Raw genomic sequence first — 16,324 nt, forward strand, 5'->3', positions numbered from 1 at the left:
CGGAAGCCCGTTTTAATTATCAGTGTGGCAGGACCACCGGTCTGACCGCCCCAGGCGGTCAGACCGGTTGAAGTGAGGTCGAAATCGTTGTTACAACAACCAGTCAGACCGCCTGGGGCGGTCAGACCGGAGCCAGTGAAGCATACGCGGCTTCACGTACCTGCCGGGCCCGCAATGCGGCGTTGATGCGGCGGTACTTGGTCCGAAACCGGACCCAGCCCAGCGCCACCAGGGCCAGCCCAAATGGGATGAAAAAGGCCCCAATCCACACAAAAACATACTCCCGAAAGAAATTAATTAGCGACAGGCCCGCAATCACCAGCGCCATGCCCGTGCGCAGGTACGCCAGCCAGGTACGCTCGTTGGCCAGGTTGGTGCGCTCCAACGCCAGCTCGTCGCGGAGGGTGAGGTGGGGAGCAGGCAGCGGAGGCAAAGTGGGCATAGGAAAAAGGGTATACGGGATATTGGCCATCAGAAACGGATTGCCCACGCTTTTGCCGGCGCGTGCTGGTAGCATACGCAGGCAAAAGCGTGGGCAAATCAGGCGGTTACTGCGCGGCCGTCCAGCCGCCGCCGAGGGCGCGGTATAGGTCAATCAGCAGCAGGAACTGCTGGCGGCGGGCGGCCGTCAGGTTCAGCTCGGCATCGAGCACGCTGCGCTGGGCGGTGATGACTTCGATGTAGGTGGCGTAGTTGGCGCGGTAGAGGTCGTTGGCCGTGGCCACGGCATTGGTGAGGGCGTTGACCTCTTGCTGGCGCAGGTCGGCTACTTCGCGGTAGTTTTCGAGGCCGCGCAGGTTGGTAGTCACTTCCTCAAAGCCGATTTGAATGTTTTTTTGGTAGTTGAGGTAGGCGGCGCGCTGTTCGGCGGCGCTACGGGCATAGTTGGCCCGCACGGCGCTGCGGTTGAATACCGGGGCGGCCACGCCGGCCAGCAGGCCGTAGGCCAGCGAGCCGGGCGCACTAAAGAGCAGAGCCGGCGTGTAGGCATTCACGCCGAGGTAGGGCCCCAGCGTGAGCGAGGGCAGGAAGGCGGCGCGGGCGGCGGCCACGTCGGCGCGGGCGGCGGTGAGCTGGAGCTCGGCCTGCTGCACATCGGGCCGGCGCAGGAGCATGGTGGCAGGCAGGCCAGCCGATACCGCAGCGGGCACCGCCTGCATGGTGAGGGCCCGGCCGCGCCGAATGGGCTGCGGGTAGCGGCCCAACAGGCGGTTGATGGTGTTCTCGGCGGCGGCAATGCGCTGGCGAGCCTCAGCCGCCAGGCTGCGGGTGCGCAGCAGCTGGGCGGCAAACTGCTGCACGGCTAGCTCGGTGGCCCGCCCACCCAGCTTCTGGATTTTCACCACTTCGAGGGCCCGCTCCTGGTAGGCGCGGTTTTTTTCGAGCACGGCCAACTGGTTGTCGTAGGTCAGCAGCTCGTAGTAGCCGCTGGCCACCTGGGCTACCAACGCAGTTTGCACCAGGCGTCGGCCCTGCTCAGTGGCCAGCAAGCGGGCGTAGGCGGCCTTGCGACGGCTGCGCAGCTTGCCCCAGAGGTCAATCTCCCAGGTGCTGCGGAAGCCCACAAACAGGTCGGGCACGAGGCTGGGCAGGCGGCGGCCGTCGTTGGTGTCGGTGTTGCCCACGCCGCTGTAGTCGGCAAACTTATCGAGGCTGCCCACACCGCCGGCGCTCACCTGCGGGTACAGGGCACCCCGGGCGGCCAGCAGGCCGGCGCGGGCCTGCTCCACCCGTTGCAGGGCAATGGCGAGGTCGGGGTTGGCACGGAGGGCGGTGTCGATGAGGGAAACCAGGGCTGAGTCGGCGAAGAATCGCTGCCAGTCGAGCCGGGCGATGGTGGCGGTGTCGGTGGCCGGGTTCTGAAAGGCGGTGGGGACGGCCGTGGCGCGGGGCTGGGTGACGAGGGGGAGGGAGGCAGTGCAGCTTGTTAAGAAAAGCAGGAGGCCACCTAACGTTCGCCTCACCCCCCGGCCCCCTCTCCGCTGGAAAGGGGGAGCCTGACGACTCGTTGTTGAGTTTGTATCAGAAAAAAGGAATGAGTGAATCAGAGACATAAATCAGTTTTAGTTTTCTATTGCACAAGCTGAAGCATGTGCTACAAGTCGTCTGGCTCCCCCTCTCTGCGGGAGAGGGGGGGCCGGGGGGTGAGGTTACGCGTGGGCTGCCTCGCGCACTTCCTCCTCTGAAAGCGGCTCTTCCACTTTCTCCTTCTTCCCACGCGAAAACAGCACGTACAGCCCCGGAATCAGGATTACCCCGAAGATGGTGCCGATGAACATGCCGCCGGCAGCGGCGGTACCAATGGAGCGGTTGCCCATCGCGCCCGCGCCATCGGCAATGCAGAGCGGGATGAGGCCAGCCACGAAGGCGAACGACGTCATCAGGATGGGGCGCAGGCGGGAGCGGGCGCCTTCCACGGCCGCGTCGAGGGCCGAGAGGCCTTCCTTGCGGCGCAGCACCGCGAATTCGATGATGAGGATGGCGTTTTTGCCCAGCAGGCCCACCAGCATCACCAGCGCCACCTGGGCGTAAATGTTGTTTTCGAGGCCCAGCAGCTTAAGCGCCAGAAAGGCGCCGAAAATGCCCGTGGGCAGGCTCAGCAGCACCGGCAGGGGCAGCAGGAAGCTTTCGTACTGCGCCGCCAGCAGCAGGTACACGAAAATGAGCACCACGCCGAACACGTAGAGTGCCTGGTTGCCGGAGATGATTTGCTCGCGGGTCATGCCGCTCCATTCGTAGCTGTAGCCGCGCGGCAATTCCTTAGCGGCCACTTCCTGAATGGTCTTCACGGCATCGCCGGAGGAGTAGCCGGGGGCGGCGTCGCCGTTCACCTGAGCCGATGTGTACATGTTGTAGCGGGTGAGCTGCTCGGGGCCGTACACGCGCTCCAGGCGCAGGAACGTGGCAAAGGGCACCATCTCACCCCGGTCGTTTTTCACGTACAGTTTCAGCACGTCTTCGGGCTGGGTGCGGGCGCTGGGCAGGGCCTGCACCATCACCTTATACATCTGGCCGAAGCGGATGAAGTTGGAGGCGTAGTTCGCGCCCATCAGGGTTTGCAGGGTGCTCATGGCCCGCTCCACGGTCACGCCTTTTTTGGCGGCCAGGTCGGTATCGAGGTGGATGAGGTACTGCGGGAAATTGGGGTCGAAGCCGGAGAACGTGCCCTCGATGGCCGGCGTAGCGTTCAGGGCCTTGATGAAGCGCTGCGTAACTTTCGCGGTCTGCTGCAAATCGCCGCGCCCGGTGCGGTCCAGCACCCGGAAGTCGAAGCCGCCGGCGTTGCCGAAGCCCGGCACCGTGGGCGGCGTGAAGAACTGAATCTGGGCATCGGTGATGCCGCGGGTTTTGGCTTTCAGCTCGTTGATGATGTCGGTGGTCGACTGCTCACGCTTGTCCCAGGCGGCGAGGTTAATCATGCCCATGCCGTAGCTGGCGCCCGACACGTCGTTGAGCAAGCTGTAGCCGGCCAGGGTCGAAACCGACTCTACCGGACCCAGCTTGCTGGCCACGCGCTGCACCTTATCGAGCACGCGCTGGGTGCGCTCCACGGTGGCGCCGGGCGGCGTGGTTACGTTGATGTACACCATGCCCTGGTCCTCGCTCGGGATGAAGCCGGTGGGCAGAATCCGGCTCACGCCCCAGGTGGCGGCGAAGAAGAACAGCAGCATGGCCACCGTAATCAGGCGGCGCGAAGCCACCGTGCGCACCAGCCCCTGGTAGCGGTCGGCAAAGGCTTCGTAGCGGCGGTTGAAGCCGGCGAAAAACCGGCCCATCAGGCCCGTGCGCTCGCTGTCTTCTTTAGGCTCTTTCAGCAAAAGCGCACAAAGGGCGGGCGTGAGCGTCAGGGCATTCACGCCCGAAATGACAATGGCAATGGCCAGCGTGAGCGAAAACTGCCGGTAGAACACGCCCACCGGCCCGCTCATAAACGACACCGGAATAAACACCGCCGACATCACCAGCGTGATGGCGATGATGGCCCCACCGATTTCGCCCATGGCCGCCAACGTGGCGTCCATGGCGCTGAGGTGCTCCTCGTGCATCTTGGCGTGCACGGCCTCCACCACCACAATGGCGTTATCGACCACAATGCCAATGGCCAGCACCAGCGCAAACAGGGTGAGCAGGTTGATGCTGAAGCCCATGATTTTCATGAAAAACAGCGTGCCCACCAGCGCCACCGGCACGGCCAGCGCCGGAATCAGCGTCGAGCGCCAGTCCTGCAAAAACAGGAATACAATCACGAACACCAGCAAAAATGCCTCGACCAGCGTGCGCAGCACTTCGTGAATACTGGCATCGAGGAAGCGTGATACATCGTAGCTGATGCTATAGCGCATGCCGGGCGGGAAGTTGGTTTTCTGCAGCTCGGCCATGCGCGCCTTCACGGCGTCAATTACGTCCGAAGCATTGGAGCCGGGCAGCTGCTTGAGCATGATGGCGGCCGAGGGCTGGCCGTTCGATTTCGAAGTCATGCGGTAGGTCTGCGCGCCGAATTCCACGTCGGCCACGTCCTGCAGGCGCAGCACCGAGCCGTCGGGGTTGGCCCGCACCACCAGCTGGCGGTACTGCTCCGGCTCGAAAAGCTTGCCCGTGTAGCGCAGCACGTATTGCAGCGCCTGGGCGCCCTGGCCCGAGCTTTCGCCCGAACGCCCGGGAGCCGCCTCAATATTCTGGGCCTGAATGGCGGTTACAATCTCATCAGCCCCCAGCTTGTAGGCCAGCATCCGGTCGGGCTTGAGCCACACGCGCATGGCGTATTCGCGGCTGCCCATAATCTCAGCCAAACCCACGCCTTTGATGCGCTTGAGCTCCTGCAACACGTTGATATCTGCAAAGTTGTAGATAAACTTCTCGCCCACGCTCTTGTCGTCGCTCACCACGTTCAGGTAGAGTAGCATGGAGTTTACCTCCTTCTCGGTGGTCACGCCGGCCTTGATAACTTCCTCCGGCAATTCGTCGATAATGGTGGTCACGCGGTTCTGCACGGCCACGGCAGCCAGGTCGGGGTCGGTGCCCACTTCGAAGAATACCTCCACCAGCGTGGTGCCGTTGTTGGTCGTCACCGTATTCATGTACGTCATGCCCGGTACGCCGTTGATGGCGCGCTCCAGCGGCGTGGCCACGGCCTTGGCGCAGACTTCGGCATTGGCGCCATTGTATTTGGCCCGCACCGTGACGGATGGCGGCACAATGTCGGGAAACTGCGTAACCGGCAGCACAAACAGTGCCCCCACCCCCAGTAGGGTGATGAATAGGGAAATAACGAGCGATAAAACCGGCCGCCGGATGAAGATATTGAACATAGAATCGGGATTTTATCAGACCGTCATGCAGAGCGCAGCGAAGCATCTCGCATAGGGTAGTAATTCAATCGTGAGAAATGGATTAGTGGTAGCACGCGAGATGCTTCGACTACGCTCAGCATGACGTTCTTTTAGGGCGATGCGAAGCGTTTACTCGTTCGCCGCCACGCTCTTCAGCGTCACCGCACGCCCGGCAATGTGGGTGCCGTCGCGCAGGTCCTGGATGCCTTCGCACACCACCTGCTCACCCGGCTTCAGCCCGGATTTCACCACATAGTAGGCCGCCAGGCGGCTTTTGGGCAGGAAGCTCTGCTGATGCACGATGCCCTTGGCATCCAGCACATATACGTAGTATTTATCCTGCTGCTCAAACACCGCTTTCTGCGGCACCAGCACGGCATCGGATACGGTGTTGGCCAGGCGCACCTTGCCGGTCGCGCCGTGCTTGAGAATGCGCTTCGGATTACCGAAACGGGCCCGGAAGGCAATGGCGCCGGTGTTAGACTCGAACTCACTTTCCACGGTTTCAATCTTGCCGGGGGGCGAGTAGAGGGAGCCGTCGGCCAGCACCAGCCGCACCATATTCGTGCTGCGGGCCGAGTCCTGGGCGCGGGTTTTGATGAACTCCAGGTAATCGGCTTCCGACACGTTGAAGTAGGCGAATACCTCGCTCGCGTCCGATACCGTCGTGAGCAGCGTGCCATCGTCCACGAGGCTGCCTACTTTCAGCAGCTCGCGGTTTACCACCCCGTCGAAGGGGGCGCGTACCAGCGTGTAGCTGAGCATGAGGGCGGCATTGCTTTCGGCCGAGCGGGCCTGGGCCACGTTGGCTTCGGCGGCATTCAGCTGGGCGCGGGCCACGTCGAGCTCCGAGGCGGTGATGACGTTTTTGGCGGTGAGCATCTTCACGCGGTCCAGCTGCAGGGCGGCCACGCGGGCCTGGGCAATGGCATTGCTCAGGCCCGCGTGCAGGCGGGCCAGCTTGGTGCGGTATTCGGCGGCCGAAATCTGGAACAGGGGCTGGCCCTTCTTCACCACGTGGCCTTCATCAACAAAGATTTTTTCGATGTAGCCCTTCACCCGTGCTCGCAGCTCCACGTTGCGTTCGGCCTGAATCTCGGCCACGTATTCGCGGGTAAGCACGGTATCGTGGGCTACGAGGCGCACCACGGGCAACTCCAGCGGCTGGTCGTCTTTAGTGGGCGTGTTGCCTTCCCCACTGCCGCAGCCGGTGAGAGCGGCCCCGCCCAGCACGGGCAGCAGTAAAACAAGGCAGTGGCGGAATAAGCTGGGCAATGGTACAGACATAGAGGGAATAACGAAAAATTTAGACGCTTGGGTATCATTACATCAAAATAGATGGAAGAATCGATATACTCGTACTCAGGGCAGCAGGGCCAGCAGCTCCTCATCCACGGCATCGGGCCGGACGGCCGAGGCACGGGGCGTGACCAAGTAGCAGCGGGCCATGAAATCGAGCAGCACCTGGCCCTGGTGCACAACGGCCGTGTGCTGGTCGGCCGACCATTCCACCACCGGGTCGGCGGCCAGAATGGCGCGGTGCCACCACGAAAGCGAAGCCGCCGAACGGCCCAGACGGCGCACCATGTCGCAGCGCAGTTGGATAACGGCCTGCCACTGGGCGGCGGGCGAAAGGGCGGAGAAGCTGGTGGTCGTCATGGCAACGGCGGAAAAAGGATGAATGAGAAAGGAGAAGGGAGTAGAAATGAAGCGCTAGTAGCTGGTGCGGCAGGCGTCTTCGGCCATGCGGCAGGCATCGGTGCAGCGGCGGCTGAAGTCGCCGGGATGCTGGGTGGTTTCGTCGGCGCAAGCGCGGCACAGCTCAGCGCACTCGCGCAGGATGTAGCGGAAGTGCTCGGAGCCGCGCGCCACGAACACGCCGGCCAGCTGGCACAGGTCGGCGCAGTCGCGGCCCAGGCGCATGCTGCGCGCCCGGCTCGGGAGGTCGGGCTCATTCCAGCTGTAGGCAATGAACTCGTTGCAGGCCGTGGCGCAGGTAAAGAGGGCATCGAGCAGCACCTGCTGGCGGGGCAGCATTTCGGCATGTGCCGGAGCAGTCGAATAGGAAGGAGGAAACATGGTGTTGGGCGGGGTTAAGAATAGCGTGAGGTATCAGGGACGGACGGCCAGTAGCGAATCGGCCGGTGCGGCGGCGGGCTGCCGCAGCGAATCGGGCGGCAGCAGCAAGGCAGTGGGCACACGCAGCTGGGCCTCCAGCTCCTGGTCAAAGGCATGAGTTTCGAGCCGCAGCAAACAGTAAAAGTTGAACGCCGTCGACAGCACCAGGGCCCCCACCAACAGGTAGAGCAGCATGCGCGGACGGGTTTGAGCGGTTCTCTTCATAGCAAAGCCAGTGGCAGTGTTGGCTACAAAGGACCCCAACCGGTATTAACCTGGCCTGAATGCGAGATTAAAAAACATTAAAATGTGCGCGGAAAACGACTGTCATCCTGAGCATTCTGCGATTAAAGCAGAGACGAAGGACCTTCTCACGTCCGCGCCGACAGAATTACTGCAAGCCGTTCCAGCATGATAAGGTCCTTCGTCTCTGCTTTAATCGCAGAATGCTCAGGATGACAGTCGTTTTCCGTTACCCCCTACCCCACCACCGGCAGGCGCAGCGTGGCCGTGGTACCCTGCCCCGGCTCCGAGGCCAGCACCAGCGTGCCGCCGTGGCGCTGCGCAATCTTCTGCGTCACGGCCAAGCCGATGCCGTAGCCAGGCTGCTGGCGGCCGTTTTCGGCTCGGTACAGCGGCTCGAACACCCGCGCCAAATCAGAGGGGGCAATGCCGATGCCGGTATCGGCCACGGCTACCTGCACGGTTTCGGGGTTGGCGTAGCCCAGGGTGGCGCGCACCTCAGCGGCCGAGTATTTGCAGGCGTTGTCGAGCAGGTTGAGCAGGGCCGTGGTGAGGAGCTGAGCATTGCCGGCCACGGCAAAGGGCGTATCCAGTTGGTCGGGCACATCGCCGAAAGCCACCTGCACCAGCCGGCCGGGGTGGCGGGCCTGGCACTGGGCCACGGCCTGGGTCAGGCACTCGTCGAGGCGCACGGGTTCGCGGCGGCCACCCATCTCGCCGGCCTGGGCCAGGGCCAGCAGGCCGTTGGTGATGCCCACCAACTGGCGCAAATCTTCTACGGCCGAGGCCATACTTTCTTGGGCGTCGGGCAGAGTTTCATCGTAGGCCAGGGCGGTTTGCAGGGTGCCCAGGGCCACGGTGAGGGGCGTGCGCAACTCGTGCGAGGCGTGGCTCACGAAGCTGCGCTGGGCCTCGAAAGCCTGTTCCAGTCCGCCCAGCATCTGGTTGAAGGTAATGGCCAGTTGCGCGATTTCGTCGGTACCGTTGCCTTCATCCACGCGGCGGCTCAGCTCGCGGGCGGTTATTTTTTTCACCTGCTTCACCACCCGGGCAATGGGTTTCAGCGACTCGTCGGCGAAGTACCAGCCGGCCAGAATGATAAGCACCAGCGCCCCCACGTTGCCGGCCAGCAAAATCAGCCGCAGACTGGCCAGCTGGGCCCAGCCCAGCTCGTCGTAGCCGGCCGCAAACAGCCGGTAGGACTGCCCCGCCGGTCCGTAATTGAAACCCACCGCATCGAGTGGCCCGGCGCGGAAGCGCACCAGCGGTGCGCCAGTGGCCAAGCGTGGCAATTGGCTCTGGTTAGCCTGCTGCGGCACGGTGTCGGCGCTCACGTAAATCAACCGGTTATCCGGCGCGTAAATGCTGATTTCCTCCTGCTCGATGGTGAGCAAGTCGCTGCGGCTAAAGGTGCGGCGCACGGCCCCGGCCGAGTCGGCGGGCGCAGTGCGCAGGTGCAGGCGGGCCGTCATAATTGCCTTGCCCGCCAGCCGCCGCGTGAAGCGCTGCTCCCGCGCCGCCGCGTGGAAGTAGTACACAAACGCCGAAAACCCGAGCTGAATGGCCAGCACGAGCAGCGTAAAGCGCAGAATCAACTTGTTGCGAATCAGCATGAATTGTAGCGCGGACTTTTAGTCCGTGAGTATTGTTGTTCAACTCGCGGACTAAAAGTCCGCGCTACTTTACCCACCCTCCCGGGCCACGTAGCCCATGCCCACCACGGTATGAATCAGCTTCATCCCGAACCCCTTGTCCATCTTCTTGCGCAGGTGGCTCACGTACACGTCAATGATATTGGTGTTGGTATCGAAGTTCAAATCCCAGACTTTCTCGGCGATGTCGACCCGCGAAATCACCCGGTTGCGGTTCAGGAGCAGGTACTCGAGCAAGCCATATTCCTTGGTGGTGAGCTCGATGCGCTGGCCGGCGCGGGTCACGGCCTTGGTGTCGAGGTTCAGCTCCAAATCGGCCAGGCGCAGCACCTGCTTCACGGCGGTGGCCTCGGTGCCGCGCCGGGTGAGCACCCGCGCACGCAGTAGCAATTCCTTGAATTCGAAGGGCTTGACGAGGTAGTCGTCGGCCCCGGCCTCGAAGCCAGTCACCTTGTCGTCGAGGCTATCTAGGGCCGTGAGCAGGAGCACCGGCAGGCGCGGGTAGTCGGCCCGGATGAACCGGCACAGCTCAAAGCCGTTGATGTGGGGCAGGTTCACGTCCAGAATCACCAGGTCGTAGGGCTGCTGCCGCACCATCGAGAGCCCCATCTGGCCGTCGTAGGCCACATCCAGCTCGTAGCCTTCGTGCCGAAAGCCTTTGCTGACAAACGTGGCGAGCTTGGGCTCATCCTCAACGAGTAGTAGTTTCATGGCAAAGAAAAATATGCTGAAGAGCGAAAGGTCGGAACGTCATGGTGGAGTTGTTTAGAAAGTCCCCGAACGGTCATGCAGAGCGCAGCGAAGCATGACCGTTCGGGGACTTTCTAAACAGCTTCGCTACTAAACAGCCGCCGACAACCCCATTAAATCGTCGCGTAGCTCCCGGTAGTCGGCCCGTACCTGGTCAAGGTCGTAGCTGGTGGTGAGGGTGGCTTCGGCCGCTGCCAGTATGAGGTCGGCCTGCTGGCGCAGGGCAGCACGGCTGGCCGTTGCGTGGCATTCGGCCGCGATGGTGCGCAGCGCCACCAGCTGGCGCAGGTAAATAGCCAACGCGTTCGCCGCGTTGGTGCGAATCTGGTCGAAAGCCGTGCCCAGGTAACCGGCAAAGTCGGGCCCCGTGGTTAGCACGCGCACCTGCCCTTCCGCCGCCCGCAGCGGGCTGGCGAGCTGCCGATTGGCCAGCAGCCGCAGCAGCGCACCCAGCCGGTCCACGCACATCACTGCCGTGGTGGTATCGTTGATGCCCGGGGAAAGGGCTTTCATGGCAATATCCACCAGCTGTCGCAGGCCGAAGCCCACGTCTTGGTCGAGGGTGCGCTGGTCGCCGAAGCGGTAGCTGTCGTCCAGGCGGTCGGCGAGCTCATCGGCCGGGGGCAGGGTGTGGCCGTCGGGGCTGGCTACCGCTACCAGCGGCGCGCCCTTCACAATAAAGCTGCCAATGGCCTGCTCCATGCGCACCACCACATTGGCCTGCTCGGCAAAAGCCAGCAGCGCATCATAATCCACGCCCTGAATGTAGCCCGTGACCGGGGCCGGCACCAGCTGCCAGCGCAGGTCCGGGCCGGCGGCCAGGTCGGCACGCTCGGTGGGGGTGGCGGGCTCACCCAGCCGGGCCGGAAACACCTTGTCGAGCAGCTTCTCCGTTTCGGCCGCCACGCCCGCCACAATGTTGGCCGCCTGAATGGAGGTGGCAATATGATGGATAAAGAAAATCAGCATGCCGATGCTCACCAAGGCCAGCACCAGCCCGAAGGCCACGGCCAGGGGCGGCACAAACGAACCTTCGTCGCCCCCACGAATGGTGCGCAGCACCACCAGACAGTACACGAAAATACTTACAAAAAAGCCCATTACCACTTGGTTGGTACGGTCGCGCATGAAATTGTGCAGCAGGCGCGAGGTGTACTGGCTGGCCACCTGCGCCAGCGTGGCCAGCGTGAGCGAGAAGGTGAGGCCCGCCACCGTAATCATGGAGCCGGCAATGGCCGCAAGCATGCCGCGCGCGCCATCGGCCCCCGCCCCAAACAGCAGCGGAAACCGCGCCGTCCACTTCGCACCGATGTACACGTCGAACACTACCAGCCAGTACGCGGCAAACAGCGAGGCCACGACCATCATCGTCGGCACAAACCAGAGGCTGGAATCCAGCTTCAGCCACAAGGCTTTCAGTTTATTCATATGTTCCGGTTTACTGCCTCCCCGGCCTTACGGTTGTGCGGGCGGGGCCGGCGGTGCGGTGTTGCCAACCTCAGACACCTGAATTGATGTCAAACCTGGCGCGCCCATTTGGCTAGATGTATAGAAGCTGTTTAGAAAGTCACAAAAGGTACTCAAACGGTCATGCAGCGCGCAGCGAAGCATGACCGTTTGAGTACCTTTCTAACCAACTCCATAGGCCCAAGAAGTAACAGTGCGTTTTCCGGTCTGGAATTCCACACATAATTATGGGGTATATACGCCTCGGCATCGCCTTCACAGGCCCGGGTTTGGCGTGAAGTCAGTAGGTGTGACCTGAGCAAAGAAAAGGCCCGCTAACAAACTGTAACCAGTTTGTTAGCGGGCCTTTTCTTTGCTCCCTCCTGGGTGCGCCATATGCCCTAATGCAGTCAAAAACGCGGTTTTCAGGTCGATTTTGTCCCGGTTTATGTCCCGAAATCAGGTTGTATCCCGGTTTTGTGTGCCCGCTCCGGTCCCTGATAAATACAATTCACTAAAATATCATATTTCTCCACCCCACCACCTACGTCAGCCCCAACTGCTTGAATTTACGATGCAGCAGCGCCAGGTAGCCCTCCTTCAGCTCGGGCGTTAGAAAGCTTTCCGCCAGCAGCTTCTCCCAGGCCGGCCGGACGCGGACAAACCGGCTAAATACCCCGTCATCACCTTCTCATCTACGCCAGCCCGCTGCGCCGCCGCCAGAAAGTCCTCCGGCCGCAGCTTCTCCTTTTTGCCGTTCAGCGTCAGCGTCAGCTCCTCCGTGTCGGCCGGATTCATCAGCACCGTGGCCACCAGGTCGTAGGCCGGAGCCAGCCCATGGCCCTGGCCCGGCAGCGGCTGGAGGCCCGCGACTTCGGCACGGTGGCGCAGGTGGCCGACGCGGTGGGCTTTGCCTCGGCCAAGCACTTCAGCAACCTCTACGCCGAGCGGTTTGGCCGCCGGCCCAGCGACTACCGAGCGCCCAAAAACCAGCGCTTCTGACGGAACGTGGAGCCGCGCCAGCGGGCCCGGGCCCGCTGGTGGAAAATCCGCCCATCCGCTGGTCAAAGAGGGGTAAATCCTTGTCAAAATGATTGAAATTGGGGCATTGGGCAAAAATTGTCAGGAATTTAACCTGTTCCCAATATCACTATACCCAATTTTATAAAACAATAATTAACTGTCGAGGTTTCTTTTTTCGGGGACCAAGGTCCGATATTCCGCGCGCCGACGGTTTGTAACGTGCGCGCGCACCACCGCTCAACTGCTTTTTGCTCATCTCACTTTCATGTTTTCTATGCAGCACTTTCTACAAATTACGGCCCCGCCGCGGCGCGGTCTTGGCCGGTTCCTGGTGCTACTCTGCGGGCTGCTGGCCGCCGCGCCCGCCGCCTTCGCCCAGACCGGCTCGGTAGGCATCGGCACCACCGCCCCCGCTACCTCGGCCGCACTCGACGTGAGCAGCACCAGCAAGGGCCTGCTGCCCCCACGCCTGACCCAGGCGCAGCGCGATGCCATCGCCAGCCCGGCCACCGGCCTGACCCTTTACAACACCACCACGAGCAAGCTCAACATCTGGAACGGCATGAGCTGGGACGCGGCCCTGAGCGCCACCGAGCGGCCCGTTCAGGGCCCCAGCGCCACCTTCAACTACACCGGCGCGGTGCAGACCTACACCGTGCCGGCGGGCGTGACCAGCCTGCAAGTGGATGCGCGGGCAGGTTCGGGCGGCACCGGGAGCGGGGGCGGGCAGTTCGGCCTCAACGTGGGCGGGGCCGGGGCGCGGGTGCAAGCCACCCTGAGCGTGAGTCCGGGCCAAGTGCTGCAAATTCTGGTGGGGGCAGGCGGGGGCTACACGAACGGCCCCGTGCTTAGCGGCGGCTACAACGGCGGCGGGTCCGCCAGTGCCGGCGGGACCGGGGGCGGGGCCACCGACCTGCGCGGCCCCAGTGGCGCCCTCACCGACCGCCTGCTGGTGGCGGGCGGCGGCGGCGGCGGCGGCTACTACGGGAGCCCGGGACGCTCGCAAGGGGGCGCGGGCGGGGCGCCGAACGGGGGCGACGGCACCTTCAACAACGGCACCGGCATTACCACTTCGGCCACCGGGGGCACCCAGGCGGCGGGCGGCAGCACGGGCGGCGGGCTGGGCATGGGCGGCAGCGGCGGCAGCACCGGCGGCGGCGGCGGCGGCGGCTACTATGGCGGCGGCGGTGGCGTCAGCACCAACGGCGGCGGCGGCGGTAGCGGCGGCGGCGGCTCGTCGTGGGTGACGCCCGCGGGCAGCTCGGCCCCAACGTTCACGGTCGGGGCCAATACCGGCGACGGCAGCCTCACCATCACCCCTGGCGGCGTGTACGCCGCCCCGAACCTGGACGGCAGCAACTTCGTGAACGTGCCCGGCGACAACCTGGGCAACCACACCGCTACCCAAAACCTCAACCTGGCCGCTAACCAGCTGGTGGGCAACGGCGGCAGCACCGGCCTGGCCGTGAGCAGCACCGGCAGCGTGGGCATCGGCACCACCGCCCCCGCGGCTTCGGCCGCGCTGGAAGTGAGCAGCGCCAACAAGGGCCTGCTGCCCCCGCGCCTGACCACGGCCCAGCGCGATGCCATCGCCAGCCCGGCAGCCGGCCTGACCCTTTACAACACCACCACCGGCAAGCTCAACACCTGGAACGGCACGAGCTGGGACGCGGCCCTGAGCGCCACCGAGCAGCCCATTATAAATCCCAGCGTCACCTTCGTCTACACCGGCACGGTGCAGACTTACACCGTGCCGGCGGGCGTGACCAGCCTGCAAGTGGATGCCAAAGGTGCGGCGGGCGGCACCGGGAGCGGGTCGACGTTCGGCCTCAACGTGGGCGGGGCCGGGGCGCGGGTGCAAGCCACCCTGAGCGTGAGTCCGGGCCAGGTGCTGCAAATTCTGGTGGGGGCAGGCGGGGGCTACACGACGGGCGCCGTGCTTAGCGGCGGCTACAACGGCGGCGGGTCCGCCAGTGCCGGCGGGACCGGGGGCGGGGCCACCGACCTGCGCGGCTCCGGTGGCACCCTCGCCGACCGCCTGCTGGTGGCGGGCGGCGGCGGCGGCGGCGGCTACTACGGGAACCCGAGCAGCTCGCTAGGGGGCGCGGGCGGGGCGCCGGACGGAGGCAACGGCAGCTACACGAACAGCGGCGGCGGCATTACCACTTCGGGCACCGGGGGCACCCAGGCGGCGGGCGGCAGCACGGGCGGCGGGCTGGGCACGGGCGGCAGCACGGGCGGCCGCCTTGGCGGCGGCGGCGGCGGCGGCTATTACGGCGGCGGCGGTGGCGGCACCAACAGCGGCGGCGGCGGCGGCGGCTCGTCGTGGGTGACGCTCACGGGCATCTCGGCCACCGCGTTCACGGCCGGGGCCAATGCCGGCGACGGCAGCCTCATCCTCACCCCTAGCCCTGGCACCGTGTACGCCGCCCCGGTCCTCGACGGCAGCAACTTCGTGAACGTGCCCGGCGACAACCTGGGCAACCACACCGCCACCCAAAACCTCAACCTGGCCGCGAACCAACTGGTGGGCAACGGCGGCAGCACCGGCCTGGTCATTAGCAGCACGGGGGCCATTACTTCGGCCAGCACCATCACAGCCGGGGGCAATGTGCAGCTCGGCGCGAACCAGCTGGTGGGCAACGGCGGCAGCACCGGCCTGGTCATTAGCAGCACGGGGGCCATTACTTCGGCCAGCACCATCACAGCCGGGGGCAATGTGCAGCTCGGCGCGAACCAGCTGGTGGGCAACGGCGGCAGCACCGGCCTGGTCATTAGCAGCACGGGGGCCATTACTTCGGCCAGCACCATCATAGCCGGGGGCAATGTGCAGCTCGGCGCGAACCAGCTGGTGGGCAACGGCGGCAGCACCGGCCTGGTCATTAGCAGCAGCGGTAGCGTGGGCGTGGGCACGGCCAGCCCCAACCAGCGCCTGGACGTGCGCACGAGCGACGGCACGGCCCGCATCGTGGTGGGCACCACCGCCAACACGGGCGGCGGCATTGCCTTCGGTAACACCGGCCACGGCATCCAGCGCGGCTTCCCCACCCTCAACGCCGACAACAACGTGGGCTTCTACACCACCGCAGGCAACCTCTACCTGGCCGCCAATGGGGCCGTGACCAACCAGTTTGTGCTTACTAACGGCGGCAACGTGGGTATCGGCACCAGCGCGGCCCCCGCCACCAAGCTCGACGTGGTGGGCAACGTACGCGTGGGCGCCGCCAACACCGTAGGCGAGATACTCACCAACACTACCGGCACAAACAACATGCTGGCCGTGGCCTACGGCCTGGCCGGCAATAACGCCCCCGACGTGTTCGGCAGCAGCGGCAACTACACGGTGACCGTCACCAGTCCGGGGGTGTACACCATCACCTTCCCGGCCAGCAGTGGCCTGAACGGAGTCGATTTCCGCTTCGCCGCCGTCAACGTGAGCCTCTACGGCGGCGCACCTGGCTTCATCAGCTACGACGCTGGCTCGGGCTTCATCAGGGTGCGGACTTTCAACACTGGCCTTACCCCCACCCCCAGCTCAGCCTACCTCTTCTCCTTCTCGGTGTTTACGCCCTAAGGGGCCAGCCGGGAGGCCGGCGGCGGCCCGTACCCTACTTCCTGGTTCAGCCGGAAGGTAGGGTACGGGCCGCCTCAGGTGCTCTCCGGCTGAACCGGGGGGTACGCTACGAGGCGGCGGCTCGAAGCGGGGCAAGGGCAAGCCCAACGCTAACCCAGGCCGCCGCACCTCACGGCCGAGCTGCCCCG

The 16,324-nt window shown here is 64.3% G+C and carries 13 protein-coding genes; 2 read left to right on the forward strand and 11 right to left on the reverse strand.

Annotated elements, in window-relative coordinates:
• Positions 1–121: 121 nt before the first annotated feature.
• From KQ659_RS17955 to KQ659_RS18005, 11 genes are all read right to left on the reverse strand, one after another.
• Positions 122–442 carry a DUF202 domain-containing protein gene (locus KQ659_RS17955; protein ID WP_216679823.1) on the reverse strand — a complete coding sequence of 107 codons (321 nt, stop codon included), beginning with the start codon at positions 440–442 and terminating at the stop codon, positions 122–124.
• 106 nt (positions 443–548) lie between these two features.
• Complete coding sequence (locus KQ659_RS17960; protein ID WP_226915740.1) at positions 549–1,964, reverse strand: efflux transporter outer membrane subunit; 1,416 nt, start codon at positions 1,962–1,964, stop codon at positions 549–551.
• Positions 1,965–2,150: 186 nt separating this feature from the next.
• Positions 2,151–5,309, reverse strand: coding sequence for an efflux RND transporter permease subunit (locus tag KQ659_RS17965; RefSeq protein ID WP_216685927.1), 3,159 nt, complete (start codon positions 5,307–5,309; stop codon positions 2,151–2,153).
• Between the two features lie 150 nt (positions 5,310–5,459).
• Positions 5,460–6,617, reverse strand: coding sequence for an efflux RND transporter periplasmic adaptor subunit (locus tag KQ659_RS17970; protein ID WP_216679820.1), 1,158 nt, complete (start codon positions 6,615–6,617; stop codon positions 5,460–5,462).
• Between the two features lie 75 nt (positions 6,618–6,692).
• Complete coding sequence (locus KQ659_RS17975) at positions 6,693–6,989, reverse strand: hypothetical protein (RefSeq protein ID WP_216679819.1); 297 nt, start codon at positions 6,987–6,989, stop codon at positions 6,693–6,695.
• Positions 6,990–7,043: 54 nt separating this feature from the next.
• Entirely contained in the window at positions 7,044–7,409 is a 366-nt protein-coding gene (locus KQ659_RS17980; protein WP_216679818.1) for a four-helix bundle copper-binding protein, read from the reverse strand.
• 33 nt (positions 7,410–7,442) lie between these two features.
• Positions 7,443–7,673: a hypothetical protein gene (locus tag KQ659_RS17985; RefSeq protein ID WP_216679817.1), complete on the reverse strand. Its 231-nt coding sequence runs from the start codon at positions 7,671–7,673 to the stop codon at positions 7,443–7,445.
• 254 nt (positions 7,674–7,927) lie between these two features.
• Positions 7,928–9,304, reverse strand: coding sequence for a sensor histidine kinase (locus tag KQ659_RS17990; RefSeq protein ID WP_216688100.1), 1,377 nt, complete (start codon positions 9,302–9,304; stop codon positions 7,928–7,930).
• Between the two features lie 69 nt (positions 9,305–9,373).
• Positions 9,374–10,054, reverse strand: a complete 681-nt coding sequence (locus tag KQ659_RS17995; RefSeq protein ID WP_216688099.1) for a response regulator transcription factor — start codon at positions 10,052–10,054, stop codon at positions 9,374–9,376.
• Positions 10,055–10,183: 129 nt separating this feature from the next.
• Positions 10,184–11,521, reverse strand: coding sequence for a DUF2254 domain-containing protein (locus KQ659_RS18000; protein WP_216679815.1), 1,338 nt, complete (start codon positions 11,519–11,521; stop codon positions 10,184–10,186).
• Between the two features lie 630 nt (positions 11,522–12,151).
• Complete coding sequence (locus tag KQ659_RS18005; RefSeq protein ID WP_216688098.1) at positions 12,152–12,352, reverse strand: hypothetical protein; 201 nt, start codon at positions 12,350–12,352, stop codon at positions 12,152–12,154.
• 24 nt (positions 12,353–12,376) lie between these two features.
• Between KQ659_RS18005 and KQ659_RS18010 the strand changes: the two genes are divergently transcribed.
• Both KQ659_RS18010 and KQ659_RS18015 read left to right on the forward strand, forming a co-directional pair.
• A complete protein-coding gene (locus KQ659_RS18010) occupies positions 12,377–12,541 on the forward strand; it encodes a helix-turn-helix domain-containing protein (RefSeq protein WP_216688097.1) in 165 nt (54 codons plus the stop codon).
• Between the two features lie 295 nt (positions 12,542–12,836).
• A complete protein-coding gene (locus KQ659_RS18015; RefSeq protein ID WP_216688096.1) occupies positions 12,837–16,136 on the forward strand; it encodes a beta strand repeat-containing protein in 3,300 nt (1,099 codons plus the stop codon).
• Positions 16,137–16,324 lie beyond the last annotated feature (188 nt).

The organism is Hymenobacter siberiensis, assembly GCF_018967865.2.
GTDB classification, from domain to species: domain Bacteria; phylum Bacteroidota; class Bacteroidia; order Cytophagales; family Hymenobacteraceae; genus Hymenobacter; species Hymenobacter siberiensis.